A 20,059-nucleotide genomic window follows, 5' to 3' on the forward strand; every position below is an offset into this window, starting at 1 on the left:
ACCGATGCCGTCAAGGACGCCTGAAACCTGGACCCACGGCGCGGTCTTGCTCGATTCCGAGCACACCCGCTTCGCGCTATGGGCCCCGGATGCCTTTTACGTCAGTGTCGAACTCGACACTGGAGAATCCATACCGATGCTGCCTCAGGCCAACGGCTGGTTCATGATCCAGGCCCGTTGCCCCGCTGGCACTCGTTACCGCTTCAACATCGATGGCGAGCTGGAGGTGCCCGATCCAGCCTCCCGCGCCCAGGACGGTGATATCGATCGCCACAGCGTGGTGGTCGACCCTCACGCCTACCAATGGCGACACACCAGCTGGTCCGGTCGCCCCTGGTACGACGCGGTCATTTACGAACTGCACGTTGGCGCCCTCGGTGGCTTCGAAGGCGTCGAGCAGCAACTGGCACGCCTGGCCGGGCTTGGCGTGACCGCCATCGAACTGATGCCCCTGGCGCAGTTTCCCGGCGATCGCAACTGGGGCTACGACGGCGTATTGCCCTACGCTCCCCAGGCCTCCTATGGCACGCCGGACCAGCTCAAGCATCTGATCGACAGCGCCCATGGCCATGGCTTGGCGGTCATTATCGACGTGGTCTACAACCACTTCGGCCCCGATGGCAACTACCTGCACCGCTACGCCAAGGGTTTCTTTCGCGAAGACAAGCACACACCCTGGGGCGCAGCGATCGACTTCCGGCGCCGCGAGGTCCGCGATTTCTTCATCGAAAACGCCCTGATGTGGTTGCTCGAATACCGTTTCGACGGCCTGCGCCTGGACGCCGTGCATGCAATCGAAGACCCGGACTTCCTCCAGGAGCTCGCCGCCACGGTGCGCCAACAGGTCGACCCGACGCGCTACGTCTGGTTGACCGTCGAGAACGAACACAACCAGGCCAGCCTGCTGGAGCACGGCTACGATGCCCAGTGGAACGATGACGGGCACAACGCCTTGCACGTGCTGCTGACCGGCGAGACCGATGCCTATTACGCCGACTATGCCGAGCAGACCACGGAAAAGCTGGCGCGCTGCCTGAGCCAGGGGTTCGTGTTCCAGGGCCATACCAACCGCCACGGTGAATCCCGCGGCGAGGCCAGCGGTCACCTGCCGCCCAGCGCTTTCGTCTTGTTCCTGCAAAACCACGACCAGATCGGCAACCGGGCCTTGGGCGAGCGCCTGCACCAGCTGGCCCCGCCACAGGCGCTGCAAGCCGCGACCGCCTTGTTACTGCTGTCACCGATGATCCCGCTGATGTTCATGGGCGATGAAGTGGTCGCCGAACAACCGTTCCTGTTTTTCACCAGCCACCATGGCGAACTGGCGGAGTTGGTGCGCGAAGGTCGACGCAACGAGTTCAAGGCCTTTGCAGCCTTTGCCGACCCCGAGAAACGCGAGCGGATTCCCGACCCGAACGCGGCCGGCACGTTCGACGCTTCACGCCCCAACCTGGAAGCCCATCAACCGGAACAACTGGCCTGCGAAACCCTTTATCGCCAGTTATTGAAGATCCGCCGTGAGGAAATCGTCCCGCGCCTGCCCGCCGCCCATGCCCTGGGCGCGGATGTGCTGGGCCATGGCGCCGTCAGCGCGCGCTGGCAGATGGGCGACGGCAGCGTGTTGCGCATCGACCTGAACCTCAGCGACAAACCGGTCGAACACAGCGCACCGCAAGATGCGCAGATTCTTTTCGAACATCCATCGCAGGCCATGGGTCTGTTGCAACAAGGGGTGCTCACGCCCCACAGCGCGCTGGTCAGTCTGACGCAAGCGACAACCTTGCCCAATATCACTGGAGAGCGCCTATGAGCGATGCGCAACTGGAAATCCTCGCTGGCCGAGCGGGCCTGGCGGTGGACTGGATCGATGCCAATGGCCGTGCCCAGAAAGTTACACCCGCGGTGTTGCGCTCGGTCCTCACCGGCCTGGGGCATCCCGCCGGCACTGCCCAGGAAATCGACGCCAGCCTGTTGCAGTTGCAGGAAGACCAACAGAACCACCGCCTGCCGCCGCTGCTTACCGCAGACGCAGGCGTGAATGTTGACCTGAGCCGCTATTTCGAACCCGCGACCCCGTGCGAGATCCAGCTTGAAGATGGCGCGACGCTGAATCTGAAACTTGACGCCGACGCGACGCTCCCGGGGATCGTCCCGGTGGGCTATCAGCAGGTCAGCATCCAGGGCCAGCATTTCACCCTGGCGGTGGCGCCCGCCCGTTGCTACAGCGTGGCGGATGCGGTGGACGACCCGATCCCCAGGGTCTGGGGCCTGAGCGCGCAACTCTATTCCCTGCGCCGCCCTGGCGATGGCGGCTTCGGCGACACCCAGGCCCTGGAAGAACTGGCCCGGGTGGCCGGCGAACGTGGTGCCGACGCCCTGGCCATCAGCCCGATGCATGCGATGTTCAGCAGCGATACCGGGCGCTACAGCCCATATTCGCCCTCCAGCCGGCTTTTTCTCAACAGCCTGTACGCCGCGCCCGGCACCATCCTTGGCGAGCGTGCGTTGCGCACGGCCATCGACGCCACCGGCTTGACCAACCAGTTGCGCAGCCTCGAAGAGCAGCCGCTGATCGACTGGCCGGTGGCTGCCGAAGCCAAGCAGCGGGTTCTTCGCGCGCTGTACGAGGGCTTCAGCCAGGGCGAACATCCGCTGCATGAGGATTTCAGCAGTTTCCGCCACAGCAGCGGCGAGGCCCTGGAAAACCATTGCCGCTTCGAAGCCCTCCAGGCCGATCGCGCCGCTCGGGGCGAAAGCCTCGACTGGCGCCAGTGGCCGCAAGAATGGCGCGATCCGCGCAGCGCCGCGCTGGCCCGTTTCGCCGAAGAGAACGCAGATGAAATCGGCTTCTACGCCTTCTGCCAATGGTTGATTGCCCGCTGCCTGGAGCGCGCCCAGAGCGCGGCGAAGTCCAGTGGAATGGGCATCGGCCTGATCGCCGATCTCGCCGTGGGCGCTGACGGCGCCGGCAGTCAGGCCTGGAGCCGCCAGGATGAATTGCTCGCCTCGCTCACCGTCGGCGCACCGCCGGACATTCTCAACCGCTCCGGCCAGGGCTGGGGTATCTCGGCGTTCTCGCCAGAGGGGCTGGTACGCAACGGTTTCCGCGCGTTCATAGAAATGTTGCGAGCCAATTTCGCCCACGCCGGCGGCTTGCGCATCGACCACATCATGGGTCTGCAACGATTGTGGGTGATCCCCAACGACGCCCCGCCCACCGATGGCGCCTACCTCTATTACCCGATCGATGATCTGCTGCGGCTGTTGGCGCTGGAATCCCATCGCCACCGGGCCATCGTGCTCGGCGAGGACCTTGGCACCGTGCCCGAAGGCCTGCGGGAAAAACTCGCGGCCCGCGCCATCCTCGGCATGCGTGTGCTGTTGTTCGAACAGGACAATACCCACTTCAAGCCGATCCTAGATTGGCCGGATGACGCCCTGGCCACCACCAGTACCCATGACCTGCCGACCCTGAACGGTTGGTGGCACGGTCACGACATCGACTGGAACGCCCGGCTGGACCTGATCGACTCCCACACCGAGATGGACTGGCGCCGGCACCGCCAACGCGAGCGTGACGGGTTACGCAATGCATTGAACCAGGACCCGCAGAATTTTCGCGAAGAACACCGCGAAACCGACCAGGTGCTGGACGCCAGCGTGCGCTTTCTCGGCCATACCCGCGCGCCGCTGGTGCTGCTGCCCCTGGAAGATGCCCTGGGTATCGACGAACAGGCCAACCTGCCCGGCACCACCGACACCCACCCCAACTGGCGGCGGCGCCTGGCTTTGGAAAGCCGCGCGCTGCTGGATGACCCGGACGCCGCACGGCGTCTGGAAATACTCGCCTGCGCGAGACTTCAGGCGAACGAGCGTGACCGATGAACCAGACACTGATCCAACCGCTGCAGGCCACCTTGCGCCTGCAATTTCATAAAGGCTTCACCCTCGACGATGCGGTAGCGCAAGTGCCCTACTTCGCAGCGCTGGGCATCAGCCACATCTATGCGTCTCCCCTGCTCAAGGCACGGGCCGGGTCCATGCACGGCTACGACGTGGTCGACCCGACCCAGGTCAACCCGGAGCTCGGCGGAGAGGCTGCGCTAAAGCGCCTGGTCGCCACTTTGCGTGAGCACCGGATGGGCCTGATTCTCGACATCGTGTCCAACCACATGGCCGTTGGCGGCAACGACAACCCCTGGTGGCTGGACCTGCTGGAGTGGGGACGCTTGAGCCCTTATGGCGAATTCTTCGACATCCAGTGGCATTCCCCCGACCCGCTGATGGAAGGCCAACTGCTGTTGCCATTCCTGGGCAGCGACTATGGCGTGGCGCTGCAGGAAGGCACCTTGAAACTGCGCTTCGATGCCGCGCAAGGCAGCTTCCATGTCGAGCATTACGAGCACCGTTTCCCTATCTGCCCGATGCAATACGGTGAGCTGCTCAAGCCTGCGGACGCTCTGGAGCCCGAGCAGGTCGACGCGCTCAAGGCGCTGGCCGAGCGCTTCACCACGCTGAACTACCAGACCGACGCCCACTCCCTCGCCCGCCCGCTCCAGCAAGAGCTGCGCGACCTTGCCAAACAAACGAACATCCTCAGCGCCATCGAAGACAACCTGCGCGGCTACGATTCCACCGAGCCCGCGGGGTTCGAGCGCCTGCACCAACTGCTCGAGCGCCAGAGCTACCGGCTCGCCAGCTGGCGCACGGCGGCGGACGATATCAACTGGCGGCGCTTCTTTGATGTCAACGAACTGGGCGGCCTGCGGGTCGAGCGTCCGGCGGTGTTCGAGGCGACCCACGCCAAGATCTTCGAGCTGATCGCCGCGGGGCTGGTGGACGGCCTGCGGATCGACCACATCGACGGCCTGGCCGACCCTCGCGGTTACTGCCGCAAGCTGCGCCGTCGCGTGGACTCGCTTTCGCCCTCGCGGCACCTGCCGATTTTCGTCGAGAAAATCCTCGGCGACGGCGAAACCCTGCGCCGCGACTGGACCATCGATGGCAGCACCGGTTACGAGTTCATGAACCAGATTTCGCTGCTGCAGCACGACCCGGCCGGCGCCGAGCCCCTCGCCGAGTTCTGGAGCCGGCACAGCGAGCGCCCGGCGCACTTCATCGAAGAGGCCCGCCTGGCCCGCCAGCAGATTCTCAACGGCTCCCTCGCCGGGGATTTCGAAAGCGTGGCACAGGCCCTGCTGCAAGTCGCGCGGGACGATGTGATGACCCGCGATCTGACCTTGGGCGCGATTCGTCGGGCGTTGCAGGAGTTGATCGTGCATTTCCCGGTGTATCGCACGTACATCAATCCTTTGGGGCGCTCCGCCGAGGATGAAGTGTTTTTCCAGAAAGCGCTGGAAGGCGCCCGGCAAACCCTGAGCGAAGCCGATTGGCCGGTGCTCGACTGCCTGGCCGACTGGCTCGGTGGCATGCCGTGGCGCAGGCGACCTCGGGGCAGCGAGCGCAAACGGCTGCGCCACGCCTGCGTGCGCTTCCAGCAACTGACGTCGCCGGCAGCGGCCAAGGCTGTCGAGGACACTGCACTGTATCGCTCGGCGGTACTGCTTTCACGCAATGACGTGGGCTACAACACCGAGCGCTTCAGTGCCCCGGCCGAGGAATTCCATGAAGCGTGCCGGGAACGGCTCGAACACTTTCCCGACAACCTCGTCACCACCGCGACCCACGACCACAAGCGCGGCGAAGACACCCGAGCCCGGCTGGCAGTGATCAGCGAACGCCCGGATTGGTACACCGCGTGCGTGGAGCAATGGCGCATCCTCTCACCGTCGCTGCACAGCGACCCGGCGGCCCCATCGGCCGGTGATGAACTGATCCTCTACCAGGCCCTGCTCGGCAGCTGGCCGCTGGACCTCGACCTGCAGGACCCCAAAGCCTTGGCCGAATACAGCGAACGCCTGTGGCAATGGCAACGCAAGGCGCTGCGCGAAGCCAAGCTGCAAAGCAGCTGGGCGGCGGTCAATGACGCTTATGAGCAAGCCACCCAGATGTTCCTTGAGCGGTTGCTGCTGTGCGACGAGGGCCTGCCGTTGCGCAGCGCCATCGCCGAGGCGGTCCAGGCCATCGCTCCGGCGGGCGCCCTCAACAGTCTGGCGCAAACCTTGCTGCGCATGACCGTACCCGGCGTTCCGGACCTGTACCAGGGCAACGAGTTCTGGGATTTCAGCCTGGTGGATCCGGACAACCGTCGCCCGGTGGATTTTAATGCTCGCCGTGAGGCGGTACAGGGCGACAGCTCACCGGCGACGCTGGTACGCGACTGGCGCGACGGTCGGGTCAAGCAGGCACTGATAGCGCGGACGCTGGCCTTGCGCGCCGAATACCCGCAGCTGTTTCGCCAAGGCAGCTATCAACCGCTGCCGGTGCTTGGCGAACACGCCGGGCGGGTGCTGGCATTCATGCGCGAATACCAGCAGCAGCGGGCGATTGTGGTGGTCCCGGTGCACGCCGCCCGCCTGCTGGAAAACGGTGCCTTGCCCCACGTGGCTGCATCGGACTGGGGCGATACCCGGGTGTCGTTACCGTTCGCCGCCGAGGATGGAAAACTGAAGGGACTTTTTGCAAGCGCAGCAGTCACACCCCAAAGGGAGCTGATGGTCAGCGCCGCGCTGGGGGATTTCCCGGTCAATGTCTTTATTGAATCTTGAGTTTAGTCAGGAGCACTGCGATGAGTACCGACGATAAACGCATTCGTGAATTTGCCTATCAGATCTGGGAGTCGGAGGGTAAGCCCGCCGGGCAGGAAAAACGTCACTGGGAAATGGCGCGCAAACTGGCTGAAGCCGAGGCACTAGCGCCTAGCAAGCCGCCAAAAGCAGCGAGCAAGACCGCCGCCAGCAAGACTGACGGCACCAAGCCGGCACCCGCCAAGAGCGCTGCGACCAAGACCGCTGCGAAGAACACCACGCCCAAGGCCAAGCCTGCGGCCAAACCCTCCGCGGCGACTGCCGCGGTGGTCCCGCCCGCCGACAAGACTGCCGCGAAAAAGCCACGAGCGGTGCGCAAACCACCGGCGGTCTGATCCAGCAAACTCATCGTTCTCAAGCCCGTGCTCCTTCCAATGAAGGGGCCTGCTTGTGGCATGGGGCTTTATCTTCCCACCACAAGCGCAAGGCACGCAGTCCTGCGTGCGCCGCATCACCGAATCTGTCTTTTGCAGGAGCAACTATGACCCGTCCAAAAAAAACCACGCCGCCGCCGGTTATCGAGGCTTCGCGGATTCGTGAAGGGCTGCCGTTTCCGCTTGGCGCGACCTGGGATGGCCTGGGGGTCAATTTCGCGTTGTTCTCAGCCAACGCCACCAAGGTCGAACTGTGTATTTTCGATGACACCGGCGAAGTCGAACTCGAACGCATCGAGTTGCCGGAGTACACCGACGAGATCTACCACGGCTATCTGCCCGATGCCCATCCGGGGCTGATCTATGGCTACCGTGTCTATGGCCCTTACGATCCGGAGAATGGCCACCGCTTCAACCCCAACAAGCTGCTGATCGATCCCTACGCGAAACAGCTGGTGGGAGAGCTGAAATGGTCCGAGGCCTTGTTCGGCTACACCATTGGTCACCCCGACGGCGACCTCAGTTTCGATGAACGCGACAGCGCCCCTTTCGTGCCCAAGTGCAAGGTCATCGACCCGGCCCACACCTGGGGCAACGACCATCGCGTCAGCGTGCCGTGGGACAAGACCATCCTCTACGAGACCCATGTGCGCGGCATCACCATGCGCCATCCCGCAGTGCCTGAGAACCTGCGTGGCACCTTCGGCGGCCTGATGGTCGACGATGTACTCGAACATATCCGCAAGCTGGGGGTTTCTTCGGTCGAACTGATGCCCGTTCATGCGTTCGTCAATGACCAGCACCTGCTGCACAAAGGCATGACCAATTACTGGGGCTACAACAGCATCGCCTTTTTCGCCCCGGACCCGCGTTACCTGGCCAGCGGCAAGATCGCCGAGTTCAAGGAAATGGTCGCGCACATGCACGAGGCCAATCTTGAAGTGATCCTCGACGTGGTCTACAACCACACCGCCGAGGGCAACGAACAGGGCCCGACCCTGTCCATGCGCGGGATCGACAATGCCTCGTACTACCGGCTCATGCCCGACGACAAGCGCTATTACATCAACGACTCGGGCACCGGCAACACCCTCGATCTGAGCCACCCGTGTGTGCTGCAGATGGTCACTGACTCCCTGCGCTACTGGGCCACCGAAATGCACGTCGATGGCTTCCGCTTCGACCTGGCGACGATCCTGGGTCGCTACCATGACGGTTTCGATGAACGCCACAGCTTCCTCGTCGCCTGTCGCCAGGATCCGGTGCTGCGCCAGGTGAAACTGATCGCCGAGCCTTGGGATTGCGGGCCTGGAGGTTACCAGGTCGGAGGGTTCCCGCCGGGGTGGGTCGAATGGAACGACAAATTCCGCGATACCGTGCGCGCCTTCTGGAAAGGCGACGACGGCCAACTCGCCGACTTCGCCAGCCGCATGACCGCTTCGGGCGAAATGTTCAACCAGCGCGGTCGACGCCCTTATGCCTCGGTGAACTTCGTCACCGCCCACGACGGTTTTACCTTGCACGACCTGGTGTCGTACAACGACAAGCACAACGAAGCCAACGACGAAAACAACCAGGACGGCAGCAACAACAACCTGTCCTGGAACCATGGCGTCGAAGGTCCGACGGATGATCCCGAGATCAACGCGCTGCGCCATCGGCAGATGCGTAATTTCTTCGCAACGCTGTTGCTCGCCCAAGGCACGCCGATGATCGTCGCGGGCGACGAGTTCGCCCGCACCCAGCATGGCAACAACAATGCCTATTGCCAGGACAGCGAGATCGGCTGGGTCAATTGGGACCTGAGCGAGGATGGCGCGGCGCTGCTCAAGTTCGTCAAGCGTCTGATCAAGCTGCGTCTGACTTACCCGATCCTGCGGCGCGGACGCTTCCTGGTGGGCAATTACAACGAGGACATCGGCGTCAAGGATGTCACCTGGTTGGCCCCGGATGGCAACGAGATGACCGTTGAACACTGGCAGGACGGCCAGAACCGCTGCCTGGGCATGCTGATGGACGGGCGCGCCCAGGAAACCGGTATCCGCCGCAAAGGGGGCGACGCTACCTTGTTGCTGGTCGTCAACGCACACCATGACATCGTCAATTTCCGCTTGCCGGAGGTGCCGGAAGGCAGTTTCTGGACGTGCATGGTGGACACCAACCAGCCGACGGTGCGCGGCCAGGAGCGCTTCGATTTTGATGCCGAATACTCCGTGACCGGCCGCTCGTTGCTGTTGTTCGAGCTGCAACGCGACGAAGAGGAATAAGACGGCAAATCGACAAAACCGCAGGGACGCGGTTTTTCTGGTCACTCAGACGACGCAGTTCGAATAAAAAAAAGCGGTTCAGATACGCAATCTGACGCGACGAAACCGCCAGCATAGTCAATACTTCCCGTACGGCGGTTCCAGGACTCGGAGCGCCGCGAATCACAGTCAGCCCTGCGGGGCGACGCCGGGCAGTCGGTCCGGTGCATGACTGAACGATTGAACAGCACAAGGACGTAGCCTCATATGAAACCCGCCTCCCGCTTGCAAGGCCGGCAGCATCCCCAGATATGGAACAGCGCGCCGCAACTGGCCGACATTCCCATCATCAGCACCCAGACACTCATACCCGCCGGCTCCCGCGCGGTCATCCTTGCCCCGCACCCGGGCGACGAGGTCGGTGCCTGCGGCGGACTGCTCCAGTTGTTGAGCAACCTGGACCATCCCATGCTACTGATCTCCGTCACCGACGGCAGCCTCGGCCATCCGGGTTCGCCATTATGGAACGATGAGCGGCTGCGCACGTTCCGCCCCCACCCTCAGGAAAGCGTCGACGCCCTGCATCGCCTGGGTGTGCCTCCCAACGGCCTGCAATGGGTGCGCGGCGGCTTTCCAGAAAAGAGCCTGGCCGAGCACGAGGAGCCACTGGCCGCGTTCATCGGTCATCATCTTCGTCCCGGTGATGTGATATTCAGCACCTGGCGCCAGGACGGCGACAGCGATCACGACACTGTCGGACGCGCCGGGGCCCAGGCAGCCGAAGCGATCGGCGCGGTGTTCAACGAACTGCCGGTATGGGCGTGGCATTGGCCCGTCCGCGAACAGAAGAGGATCCCCTGGCATCGGGCTCGCAAACTGCGTCTGGATGTCTGGACCACCGCTCGCAAGCGCCACGCCATGCATGCCTACTCCAGCCAGCTCAACGGTGAACCCGCCAACGGTATCGCGCCGCTGGTACCGCGGGTGATTCTCGACCGCATGGGCATGCCGTACGAAATCGTTTTCATCTGATTAGTTCCCCGTCCTGTGGCTAGGGCCTGTTTATCCGGGGCACCACAACCTTGTGGGAGCGAGCTTGCTCGCGATAACGGGCTGACGGCTGCGGGGATTGTTGGGTACATATCCTTTGCTGCGGTAATGGCCACTTAGGGTTCCGCCCTTACGGCGGCTCACTTTTGGAAAAGCGCCAAAAGTAAGCAAAAACGCTTCGCCCCACCACTCGGCACCTCGCCTAGGCTCGGTGTGCCCTCACTCCGACATTGCTCCGTGGGCCGCCGCGAAGGGCCATCCATGGCCCAGCGCGGCTAACCCGGCATCCATGCCGGGTTGCCCACTGCGCAATGCCTGCGTTCGGCCAGCGTGGTTAACGGGGCGTTCCAGATCAAGATCAGATCAAGATCAAGATCAAGATCAAGATCAAGATCAAGATCAAGATCAAGATCAAGATCAAGATCAAGATCAAGATCAAGATCAAGATCAAGATCAAGATCAAGGTCTAAAGCGATGCTCCGGATGGCGCAGCTCCACTGTGGGAGCGGGCCTGCCCGCGAAGAGGCCAGTCCATTCAGCATCCTCATCGCCTGAAACACCGCCATCGCGAGCAGGCTCGCTCCTACAGGATTTTGTGTTGTGCCTGGGTGCTCTGGATGGCCCGGACTCGACATTCAACAAATCCGGAACTGCCGCAGCCGTCGTCAGTCGCATGAACACATACGTCTGATTCAGGAGTGAACGTGACTGGCGATTCCAACTGGCAGGCCGAGCAACCCGCGGCGGTGGATGCATCTGCGGCGGTTCATCGGCTGCGGGTCCTGACGGTCAATACGCATAAGGGGTTTACCGCCCTCAACCGCCGCTTCATCTTGCCCGAACTGCGCGAAGCGGTACGCAGCACGGGGGCCGACCTGGTATTTCTCCAGGAAGTGCTGGGTGAACACGACCGCCACGCGTCACGCTATGACAATTGGCCCCAGACCTCGCAGTACGAGTTCCTCGCCGACAGCATGTGGAGCGATTTCGCCTATGGCCGGAATGCGGTCTACCCCGACGGCCACCATGGCAATGCCCTGCTCTCGAAATATCCGATCCGCCAGTTCCGCAATCTGGACGTGTCCATCACCGGCCCGGAGCGGCGCGGATTGCTGCACTGTGTACTGGACGTGCCAGGGCACGCGGAAGTCCATGGGATCTGCGTTCACCTCAGCCTGCTCGAAAGCCATCGCCAACTGCAGCTTCAATTGCTCTGCAAGCTACTCGATTCGCTGCCCGAAAACGCGCCCGTCATCATTGCAGGGGATTTCAATGACTGGCAGCTGCGCGGCAATACCACCCTCGCCCGCCGCCGCTACCTGCACGAAGCCTTCGAACACCACCATGGCCGCCCGGCCAGGACCTATCCGGCGCGTTTTCCCCTGCTGCGCCTGGACCGGATCTATCTGCGCAACGCTACCAGCCATGCTCCGCAGATTCTCGGCAACCGACCTTGGACACACCTGAGCGACCATTTGCCGCTGTCGGTGGAGGTGCACCTGTAGCCGCGGTCACCGACGCTGACCTGTAAGATCTGACAGTAGCGCCCCTCATCACCCGTTGTTAGCGTGCCCCACATACAGCAAGCGTTGCGAGGCCCGTGAGCCTTCTGTAGAGCAACCGAGGCTGGATTGCGGCATGCCACGGATGCCGATGCTGAGGGAAAGCAGATGAGCTTGCGCAATCATGGCGTCAACCGGCTGTTCAATGCCTTGTGGCTGACTACACCGCTGTTGCTGGACGCATCGCCCGTCATGGCGGCATGCACCCTGACGCCGACGGCAGGCAATGACAGTTATGTCTGCGACAGCGGCACCAGCCCTGGATTAAGCGACCTGTCGGGAGATAACCGCCTGACGATGCCGGCCAATGGCAGCGGTGTGATCCAGGGAGACATCACCTTCGGCGCCGGAGCCGATTACGTCGAGATCAATCACGACGGCATCGTGGCAGGCGACGTGCAACAAGGCTCGGGCACCGATGATTTTGTCATGCGCGGCGGCAGCATCCAGTCACTGGCCCAGGGCGATGGGCTCGATACGTTCCTGATGACCGGCGGCACCATCGTCGGCGCGTTCGAAGACGGAGACCAGGCGACAATGACCGGCGGCACCATCGGCCGGGTCGACATGAAACTCGACGATAATATTTTCGACATGTCAGGTGGGCAGATTCTTGGCAATCTGGTGACCGGCTTTGGGCGGGACACCATTATCGTTAGCGCGGGACGCATCGGCGCAAACGTCAGTGTCAGTGGCGGTGACGACCGGATTGCCGTGAGCGGGGGCGAGATCGTCGGCGAGGTTCGAGCCAGTTTCGGTAATGACCAGTTGCAGTGGAGCGGCGGCCTCATCCGCTCCGCCATCCTCATGGGCGAAGGCAACGACACGGCGCTGTTGAGCAACCTGGATAAAACCCTGCTCGCCACCACACCCAGCCTGGATGGGGGGTTGGGCCAGGACACACTGGCTTTTGTGGCCAGCACGACCGGCGATGGCGCCCGTTACCTCAACTGGGAATCGGTCAGCGTCACCCAAGGCTCGCGCCTGGACTTGGGCGACACGCTGGTCTTGGGCGACGGTATCACCGGCACCGGCACGCTGAACATCGACGCAAGCAGCCTGTTGACGGCCAGCCAGGGCAGCATTCGCCCGTTCACCGCCGGCCAGATGGCGACGCTTGAAAATGCCGGAACCATCGACCTCGGTGCAGGCAACACCCGCACCAGCGACACCCTTACCGTACAAGGCAACTACGTCGGCAATGACGGCCAGTTGCGCCTGCAGACGCTGCTTGGTGCAGACGACTCGCCGAGCGACAAGCTGATCGTCAATGCCGGCACGCTTGGCGGCAGCACGGCCATCACCGTCACGAACATCGGCGGTGCAGGTGCCTTGACTGCCCGCGACGGTATCGAGCTGGTCCAGGCTCAGGGCGGCGCCGTCAGCGACAGCGGGGCTTTTTCATTGGCGCGATCGGTGTCGGCCGGCGCGTTCGATTACCGTTTGTTCAAGGGCGGCGTGACCGGTAATGAAAACAGTTGGTATCTGCGCTCGACCGTGGTCGCCGGTCCGATTGCCGTGGCCAGCCCCACGCTGCCGGCCTTGCCCGTCGCCGTGCCTGGCGCAGCGCCCATTGCGCTGTACCGTCCGGAAGTACCCGTCTGGTCGGCGTTGCCTCCCGTCGCCGCCCAACTGACCCTGATGGCCCTGGGCACGTTCCATGATCGCCAGGGCGACCAACGCCTGCTGACGGAAACCGGCGCCTTCGGGGCCGGTTGGGGTCGAGTCTATGGCAAGGACCTCGATCAGACCTGGGCCGGCACGGTGACACCGAGGTTCGACGGCTCCATCAAGGGCTTCCAGGTCGGCAACGACCTTTACAGCGCGCCGGTCTTCGACGGCCAGACCCAGCGCATCGGTTTTTTCGTTGGCCATAGCGAATTGAACGGCAACGTCGACGGCTACAACCTGGGGTTCGAAGGGCGGCGCGCCGGCAAGGTTGAACTCGACGGCGACAGTTATGGCTTGTACTGGACGCTGACCGCTCCCTCCGGTGGTTACATCGACACGGTGGTCATGGGCACCCGGTTGAATGGGGACAACCGCTCCGAACGCGGCCTCAAGCTGGATAATCGCGGGCATGCGCTGACCCTTTCGGCGGAAGCCGGCTACCCATTTGCCGTGGGCAGTGGCTGGGTCGTCGAGCCACAAGCACAGATCATCCATCAGAAGATCTCCCTGGACACCCAGGATGATGGGATTTCCAGAGTCGAATTCGACTCCGACAGCGCCTGGACCGGACGGCTCGGTGCCCGTCTCAAGGGTCGCTACCTGATCAGCGACACGCCGGTAGAGCCGTACCTGAGGGCCAATGTCTGGCACACGTTTTCCGGCACCGACACGGTGACATTCGACGACGCCCAACGGATCGAGACCCAACAACGCAGCTCAACCGCCGACCTGGGCGCGGGCGTCATCGTCAGCCTTGCGCCTACGGTCAGCGCCTACGCCGGAGTGGACTACGGCAATAACCTCGACAGCAACCAGCAACGCAGCGTGGCCGGAAATGTCGGCGTGCGAATCAGTTGGTGATCGAGGATGGCGACTAATTGACGCCTGATAAGAGTCAAAAATAACCAACTGTAATCAGTTATTTACTGGCCACTGATTTCAGCGTGCCACTGGTCGGCCATTTTCTTGACGCACCCGCATCAGTCCTCTTGACTACAACGTACTACCCCCGGAAACACAGTCAGGGGCAGGCCTCTGGAACCCCGTTACGACGGGCTGCCAGAGGCTTGCCCCAACCCATTCGGTCGCCCCTCATTCGGGGTAGGAGAGACGCCCTGAGCGAGAGATACATGCGATTGCAAGGCAGGCCCCCATGAAAACGTCCCAGCGCCCCCAAGCTCTTCAAGCTACCCTCTGCACCGTCTCCACTTCGTTATTGCTGTGCTCCTCCATGGAGCTCCAGGCCGAGCCCGCCGAGCGGCCGGCTTCCCTTTGGTATGACCGAATGCCAGCCGACGGCCAGATGGACAACGACGCCGTAACGGGCAGGAGCCCCGCCCTGCTTACCCTGCGAAACGACAGCGGTCACACCCAACGGATGGGTTTGATCAGCGCTCGACACCAGATCACTGCCAACCATGGCGGACTGCTGGTGACACCGGCCATGAGCGATCCCGGCAAGGATGCGCTGAACCTGCAGGGCCCCAGCCTCGGCGCCTACTGGAGCCTGACCGGTCCGGCAGGCTGGCACCTGGATTTGAGCGCGAGCGGCGGACGCGTCAATGGTTACAGCCTGACCGAACAAGGCCAGCGCCAGGCCACCGAGGGCAACGCCGTCACGCTGTCGGTCGAGGGCGGATTTCCCATCGGCATCAGCGATAACTGGATCGTCGAACCCCAGGCCCAACTGATCAACCAGCGCATCACACTCGACACACCGAATGCCGGCAATGGCAACAACAAACTCAACAGCTGGAGCGGCCGCGTCGGCGCCCAACTCAAAGGTACGTACCAGGTCAACGGCCTGGGCGTGGAGCCTTACGTGCGCACGAACCTCTGGCACACGGTCCAGAGCGCCGACACCCTGAGCCTGGACAAGGTCGAAAAAATCAGCAGCAGCCGCAAGTCTTCTACCGTTGAGGTGGGCCTGGGGCTGGTGGCCCGGGTGACGCCGGTGGTAAGCCTCTATGTCAGCGCTGACTACAGCAGCGACGTCGACGACAACGACCTCAATGGCGTCATTGCCAGCCTCGGCGTGCGGATGCGCTGGTAAGTGCTCGCCGTTCACACCCGCTCCCTCGTGGCGAGAAACCGGCATCTTCGCCACGCGGGCATTGCGCTCGGCGGAGTGAATGGCATGGCCTCGCGTCCCGGCACACTTAAAAAACACCTCCATTAAGGCGTATAACGCTAAAAGCGATTCATGCCTGCCGCAGCCCATGGCTCATTTCATTGATGGAGTAACGACATGACCACAGCCACCTTCCTCGCCAATCTGTTCCCCGGTGCCGCCGACATCCCGCCAGCCTACCGCCTCGAAGGCCAGGTGGAGCAGCGTGAATACCTGGTCGATGGCGTCCTGAAGACCTGGCAGGGTCCGCTCGCCACGGTGCGCAGCCCGGTGTACCTGGCCGGCGCCGATGGCGATGAACAGGTCATTCTCGGCAGCACGCCATTGCTGGATGCCGAGACCGCCCTCACGGCCCTTGACGCTGCCGTCCGGGCCTATGATCGCGGCCAGGGCCAATGGCCGACCATGCGTGTCGCCGAACGCATCCGTCATGTCGAGACCTTTTTGGCGCGGATGCGCGAGCAGCGTGAGGCGGTGGTCAAGCTGCTGATGTGGGAGATCGGCAAAAACCTCAAGGATTCCCAGAAGGAATTCGACCGCACCTGCGACTATATCGTCGACACCATCAATGCCCTCAAGGAACTGGACCGTCGATCCAGCCGCTTCGAGCTGGAACAGGACACCCTCGGACAGATCCGTCGCGTGCCATTGGGCGTGGCCCTGTGCATGGGCCCTTATAACTATCCGCTGAACGAAACCTTCACCACGCTGATTCCCGCGCTGATCATGGGCAACACGGTGGTGTTCAAGCCGGCCAAGCTTGGCGTACTGCTGGTACGGCCACTGCTGGAAGCCTTTCGCGACAGCTTCCCCGCCGGCGTGATCAACGTGATCTACGGCAGCGGCCGGGAAACCGTCAGCGCCCTGATGGCCAGCGGCAAGATCGACATATTCGCCTTCATCGGCACCAACAAGGCCGCCAGCGACCTGAAGAAACTCCATCCGCGCCCGCATCGCCTGCGCGCCGCGCTGGGGCTGGACGCGAAGAATCCTGGCCTGGTCCTGCCCGACGTCGACCTGGACAATGCCGTCAGCGAGGCGCTGACCGGTTCGCTGTCCTTCAACGGCCAGCGCTGCACCGCGTTGAAGATCCTCTTCGTCCACGAAGACATCGCTCCGGCGTTCATCGAGAAATTCAACGCAAAGCTTGCTGCGCTAAAACCCGGCATGCCATGGGAAGACGGCGTCGCACTGACGCCATTGCCCGAAGCGGGCAAGGTCGATTACCTGCATTCGCTGGTGGCCGATGCCGTTGCCAAGGGTGCCGGCGTCATGAACCAGCACGGCGGCGAGTCCCGGGCTTCGTTTTTCTACCCGGCGGTACTCTATCCGGTGAACACCGCCATGCGGGTCTATCACGAAGAACAGTTCGGCCCGGTCGTGCCCATCGTGCCGTACCGCGACGTCAATACCGTGATCGATTACGTCCTCGAGTCCGACTTTGGCCAGCAACTGAGCATTTTCGGCACTCACCCGGCCGAAGTCGGCAGGCTGGTGGACACCTTCGCCAACCAGGTCGGACGCATCAATATCAACGCCCAATGCCAGCGTGGCCCGGACACCTTCCCGTTCAATGGCCGGAAAAACTCCGCCGAGGGCACATTGTCGGTTCACGACGCACTGCGGACCTTTTCGATCCGCACCCTGGTCGCGACCAAGTTCCAGGACAACAACAAGGCGCTGATCAGCGACATCATTCGTGAGCGGGATTCGAACTTCCTGACCACCGATTACATCTTCTGATCAGCACCGACCCTCAACTCAGGGCTGGGCGGCGCGACTTGATGCCCCAGCCCTGCTGCATGCCGGCAGCCGCCAGCAGGATCGCCGCCACACCCAGCCATTGCAGCGGCTCGAGGCGATGGCCGAAGGCAAACCAGTCAACGAAGATCGCCGCGATCGGGTAAATAAAGGATAGAGCGCCCGTCACGGCAGTCGGCAAGCGTTGGATCGCGCTGTACAGCAGTACGTACATCACGCCGGTATGAATCATGCCGAGGGTCAGCAGGCTGGCCCAGGCCTCGGGTTGCTGCGGCAAGGCCGAAAAATTCGCCCATGGTGCCAACAAGAGGATACCGGTGGCGACCTGGATCAACGCGATCAAGTGCGGCGGCGTGCCGGTCAGGCGCTTGATGATCAACGCCGCAACGGCGTACAGGAATGCCGCCCCCAGCGCCAGGGCGATGCCCACCAGGTAATCCTCGCCTCCCTGCCCCTGCTCGCCGTGGGCGCTGACAATGGCCAACATCCCGAGAAACGACACCGCCAGCCAGAACAGCTTCTGCGCAGTGATCTTCTCTCCCAGGAACAGCGCGGCCAGCCCCACCAGCATGAAGGGCTGGACGTTGTACACGGCGGTGCCGATGGCGATCGAAGCGCGGGAGTATGAAGCGAACAACAACACCCAGTTACCGACGATCGCAACACCACTGAGCACCGCCAGCAGGAAAGTCGTGCGGGTCAGGATATCCCGGCGCAGGAAACCGAAACCGGCGCAGATCAGCAACAACGTGCCGGCGCCAAACACGCAGCGCCAGAACACCACATCCAGCACCGGCAGGCCGGACACCAGCACGAACCAGCCGATGGTTCCGGAAATCAGCATGGCGGCGGTCATTTCGAGCGAACCGCGGCGTAGGGTCTTGTCCATCTTCAGGCTCCTTCAGTGAATGGACACAGTATGCCGACCCGCCTGGGTGCTTCTCCATGGTTTGAAAAAGGCTAGACTGGCTTTCGACCTTTTTTATCAAGGCAACTTCGAGCATTTGCCTAACGGAGCGAAAATGACTGACGACATCGACCAGATCCTCATCAGCGCCTTGATGGAAGACTCACGACGTTCCCTGAAGGCCTTGGCGAGCCTGAGCGGCCTTTCCTCCCCCAGCGTTGCCGAACGCCTGCGCCGGCTGGAGGAACGTGGCGTGCTCAAGGGCTACACCGTCGAGGTCGATCCAAAGTGCTTCGGTTATCAACTTCAGGCCATCGTGCGCATCCGTCCGTTACCGGGGCAGTTGCAGGAAGTGGAGCGGCAGATCCAGGCCATCGGCGAATTCACCGAATGCGACAAGGTGACGGGGGAAGACTGTTTCATTGCGCGACTGCACGTGCGCTCGATGGAGCAGTTGGATGTGCTGTTGGACAAGTTGAATGTGCTTGCCGAAACCAATACGGCGATCGTCAAGAAGACACCGGTCAAGCGGCGCTTGCCGCCGATGGAGTGAGGGCTTTTGAAGTGACCGCATTTCTGTGGGAGCGAGCCTGCTCGCGAAAGCAATATCACAGTCGATGAAGATGTTGGATGTGCTGGCCTCTTCGCGAGCAGGCTCGCTCCCACAGGGGCCGGTATCCGAATACAAAAAAAACGGCGCCTTCCCTTTCGGGAAAGCGCCGTTTTTTTAATTGAACAGCTCAGGCCATGACAGCCGTCACCGCCCTATCAGTCGTCGCGACTCATCAACCCGAACAGTTGCAGCAGGCTGACGAACAGGTTGTAGATCGATACATACAGGCTGATGGTTGCCATGATGTAGTTGCGCTCGCCGCCATGGATGATGGCGCTGGTCTGGTAGAGGATGCAGACCGACGAGAACAGCACGAAGCCGGCGCTGATCGCCAGTTGCAGGCCGCTGATCTGGAAGAAGAAGCTGGCCACTACCGCACCCAGCAACACGAAGAAACCGGCGGTGATGAAACCGCTCAGGAAGCTCATGTCCTTGCGCGAGATCAGCACGTAGGCCGACAGACCACCGAACACCAACGCCGTCATGGCGAAAGCCGAGCTGACCACTTCGGCGCCGCCCTGCATGCCCAGGTAGCGGTTGAGGATCGGGCCGAGCAAAAAGCCCATGAAACCGGTCAGGGCGAAGGCCGAAACCAGGCCCCAGGCCGAATCGCGGAGCTTGTTGGTGAGAAAGAAAAGGCCGTAGAAACCGATCAGCACGACAAAGATGTTCGGGTAACCGACACGCATCTGTTGTGCGACGAAGGCCATCACACCGCTGAAAGCAAGCGTGAGAGCCAGCAAGCCATAAGTGTTGCGCAGGACGCGGCTAACCTCTAGCTGCTCAGCCTGCACGCTGTTGTTCACTGCGTAATCCTGTTCGCGCATGGCGACACTCCTCCGGGTTTGAAACATTCAGTGGCAAGGATAATAACAGACGCTCTGTAACAAGCTACGTAGAGAGTTTGACAGTGTGTTTCATTCGGGTATTATGGCGCCCGCAACGCAGTACGGAGGTGTGGCCGAGTGGTTTAAGGCAACGGTCTTGAAAACCGTCGACTGTAACAGGTCCATGAGTTCGAATCCCATCGCCTCCGCCAT

General features: G+C 62.3%; 14 protein-coding genes and 1 tRNA gene. 12 read left to right on the forward strand and 3 right to left on the reverse strand.

Going from position 1 to position 20,059, the window contains the following annotated elements; translation table 11 throughout:
• Positions 1–4 precede the first annotated feature (4 nt).
• The 6 genes from treZ (at position 5) to J3P97_RS15285 (ending at position 10,356) form a co-directional block, all read left to right on the forward strand.
• Positions 5–1,807, forward strand: coding sequence for a malto-oligosyltrehalose trehalohydrolase (gene treZ / locus J3P97_RS15260; protein ID WP_434672140.1), 1,803 nt, complete (start codon positions 5–7; stop codon positions 1,805–1,807).
• Positions 1,804–3,882, forward strand: a complete 2,079-nt coding sequence (malQ, locus tag J3P97_RS15265; RefSeq protein ID WP_434600987.1) for a 4-alpha-glucanotransferase — start codon at positions 1,804–1,806, stop codon at positions 3,880–3,882. Before treZ ends, malQ begins: the two co-directional genes overlap by 4 nt.
• On the forward strand, positions 3,879–6,665 hold the full coding sequence (locus tag J3P97_RS15270) for a malto-oligosyltrehalose synthase (RefSeq protein WP_434672141.1): 2,787 nt from the start codon (positions 3,879–3,881) through the stop codon (positions 6,663–6,665). Before malQ ends, J3P97_RS15270 begins: the two co-directional genes overlap by 4 nt.
• A gap of 20 nt (positions 6,666–6,685) precedes the next feature.
• Complete coding sequence (locus tag J3P97_RS15275) at positions 6,686–7,039, forward strand: DUF2934 domain-containing protein (protein WP_434672142.1); 354 nt, start codon at positions 6,686–6,688, stop codon at positions 7,037–7,039.
• Positions 7,040–7,185: 146 nt separating this feature from the next.
• On the forward strand, positions 7,186–9,345 hold the full coding sequence (gene glgX / locus J3P97_RS15280) for a glycogen debranching protein GlgX (protein WP_434600989.1): 2,160 nt from the start codon (positions 7,186–7,188) through the stop codon (positions 9,343–9,345).
• Between the two features lie 246 nt (positions 9,346–9,591).
• On the forward strand, positions 9,592–10,356 hold the full coding sequence (locus J3P97_RS15285; protein ID WP_434573788.1) for a PIG-L deacetylase family protein: 765 nt from the start codon (positions 9,592–9,594) through the stop codon (positions 10,354–10,356).
• 293 nt (positions 10,357–10,649) lie between these two features.
• Here J3P97_RS15285 and J3P97_RS15290 read toward each other — a convergent pair whose 3' ends face one another.
• Positions 10,650–11,009 carry a hypothetical protein gene (locus tag J3P97_RS15290; RefSeq protein ID WP_434672143.1) on the reverse strand — a complete coding sequence of 120 codons (360 nt, stop codon included), beginning with the start codon at positions 11,007–11,009 and terminating at the stop codon, positions 10,650–10,652.
• A 69-nt stretch (positions 11,010–11,078) separates the two neighbouring features.
• Between J3P97_RS15290 and J3P97_RS15295 the strand changes: the two genes are divergently transcribed.
• The 4 genes from J3P97_RS15295 (at position 11,079) to J3P97_RS15310 (ending at position 17,481) form a co-directional block, all read left to right on the forward strand.
• On the forward strand, positions 11,079–11,879 hold the full coding sequence (locus J3P97_RS15295) for an endonuclease/exonuclease/phosphatase family protein (RefSeq protein WP_434573785.1): 801 nt from the start codon (positions 11,079–11,081) through the stop codon (positions 11,877–11,879).
• A 165-nt stretch (positions 11,880–12,044) separates the two neighbouring features.
• Positions 12,045–14,468 (forward strand): autotransporter outer membrane beta-barrel domain-containing protein, encoded by a 2,424-nt coding sequence (locus J3P97_RS15300; protein ID WP_434672144.1) that lies wholly within the window; start codon positions 12,045–12,047, stop codon positions 14,466–14,468.
• A 292-nt stretch (positions 14,469–14,760) separates the two neighbouring features.
• Positions 14,761–15,660 (forward strand): autotransporter domain-containing protein, encoded by a 900-nt coding sequence (locus tag J3P97_RS15305; protein WP_434672145.1) that lies wholly within the window; start codon positions 14,761–14,763, stop codon positions 15,658–15,660.
• Positions 15,661–15,855: 195 nt separating this feature from the next.
• Entirely contained in the window at positions 15,856–17,481 is a 1,626-nt protein-coding gene (locus J3P97_RS15310) for an NADP-dependent glyceraldehyde-3-phosphate dehydrogenase (protein WP_434573779.1), read from the forward strand.
• A gap of 13 nt (positions 17,482–17,494) precedes the next feature.
• Here J3P97_RS15310 and J3P97_RS15315 read toward each other — a convergent pair whose 3' ends face one another.
• Positions 17,495–18,388, reverse strand: coding sequence for a DMT family transporter (locus J3P97_RS15315; protein ID WP_434573777.1), 894 nt, complete (start codon positions 18,386–18,388; stop codon positions 17,495–17,497).
• Positions 18,389–18,521: 133 nt separating this feature from the next.
• Between J3P97_RS15315 and J3P97_RS15320 the strand changes: the two genes are divergently transcribed.
• Positions 18,522–18,959 (forward strand): Lrp/AsnC family transcriptional regulator, encoded by a 438-nt coding sequence (locus J3P97_RS15320; RefSeq protein ID WP_434600994.1) that lies wholly within the window; start codon positions 18,522–18,524, stop codon positions 18,957–18,959.
• A gap of 215 nt (positions 18,960–19,174) precedes the next feature.
• Here J3P97_RS15320 and J3P97_RS15325 read toward each other — a convergent pair whose 3' ends face one another.
• On the reverse strand, positions 19,175–19,846 hold the full coding sequence (locus J3P97_RS15325; protein WP_434600996.1) for a Bax inhibitor-1/YccA family protein: 672 nt from the start codon (positions 19,844–19,846) through the stop codon (positions 19,175–19,177).
• Between the two features lie 124 nt (positions 19,847–19,970).
• On the opposite strand from J3P97_RS15325, the gene J3P97_RS15330 reads away from it, so the two are divergent.
• Positions 19,971–20,058 (forward strand) — tRNA-Ser (locus tag J3P97_RS15330).
• The last annotated feature ends 1 nt before the right edge of the window (position 20,059 follow it).

It is taken from the genome of Pseudomonas sp. R1-15, assembly GCF_051132085.1.
In the GTDB taxonomy this organism is placed as follows: domain Bacteria; phylum Pseudomonadota; class Gammaproteobacteria; order Pseudomonadales; family Pseudomonadaceae; genus Aquipseudomonas.

Coding starts and splice junctions, on each gene's coding strand:
- treZ (WP_434672140.1), top strand. CDS start 5: ATGCCGTCAAGGACGCCTGAAACCTGGACCCACGGCGCGGTCTTGCTC.
- malQ (WP_434600987.1), top strand. CDS start 1,804: ATGAGCGATGCGCAACTGGAAATCCTCGCTGGCCGAGCGGGCCTGGCG.
- J3P97_RS15270 (WP_434672141.1), top strand. CDS start 3,879: ATGAACCAGACACTGATCCAACCGCTGCAGGCCACCTTGCGCCTGCAA.
- J3P97_RS15275 (WP_434672142.1), top strand. CDS start 6,686: ATGAGTACCGACGATAAACGCATTCGTGAATTTGCCTATCAGATCTGG.
- glgX (WP_434600989.1), top strand. CDS start 7,186: ATGACCCGTCCAAAAAAAACCACGCCGCCGCCGGTTATCGAGGCTTCG.
- J3P97_RS15285 (WP_434573788.1), top strand. CDS start 9,592: ATGAAACCCGCCTCCCGCTTGCAAGGCCGGCAGCATCCCCAGATATGG.
- J3P97_RS15290 (WP_434672143.1), bottom strand. CDS start 11,009: ATGTCGAGTCCGGGCCATCCAGAGCACCCAGGCACAACACAAAATCCT.
- J3P97_RS15300 (WP_434672144.1), top strand. CDS start 12,045: ATGAGCTTGCGCAATCATGGCGTCAACCGGCTGTTCAATGCCTTGTGG.
- J3P97_RS15305 (WP_434672145.1), top strand. CDS start 14,761: ATGAAAACGTCCCAGCGCCCCCAAGCTCTTCAAGCTACCCTCTGCACC.
- J3P97_RS15310 (WP_434573779.1), top strand. CDS start 15,856: ATGACCACAGCCACCTTCCTCGCCAATCTGTTCCCCGGTGCCGCCGAC.
- J3P97_RS15315 (WP_434573777.1), bottom strand. CDS start 18,388: ATGGACAAGACCCTACGCCGCGGTTCGCTCGAAATGACCGCCGCCATG.
- J3P97_RS15320 (WP_434600994.1), top strand. CDS start 18,522: ATGACTGACGACATCGACCAGATCCTCATCAGCGCCTTGATGGAAGAC.
- J3P97_RS15325 (WP_434600996.1), bottom strand. CDS start 19,846: ATGCGCGAACAGGATTACGCAGTGAACAACAGCGTGCAGGCTGAGCAG.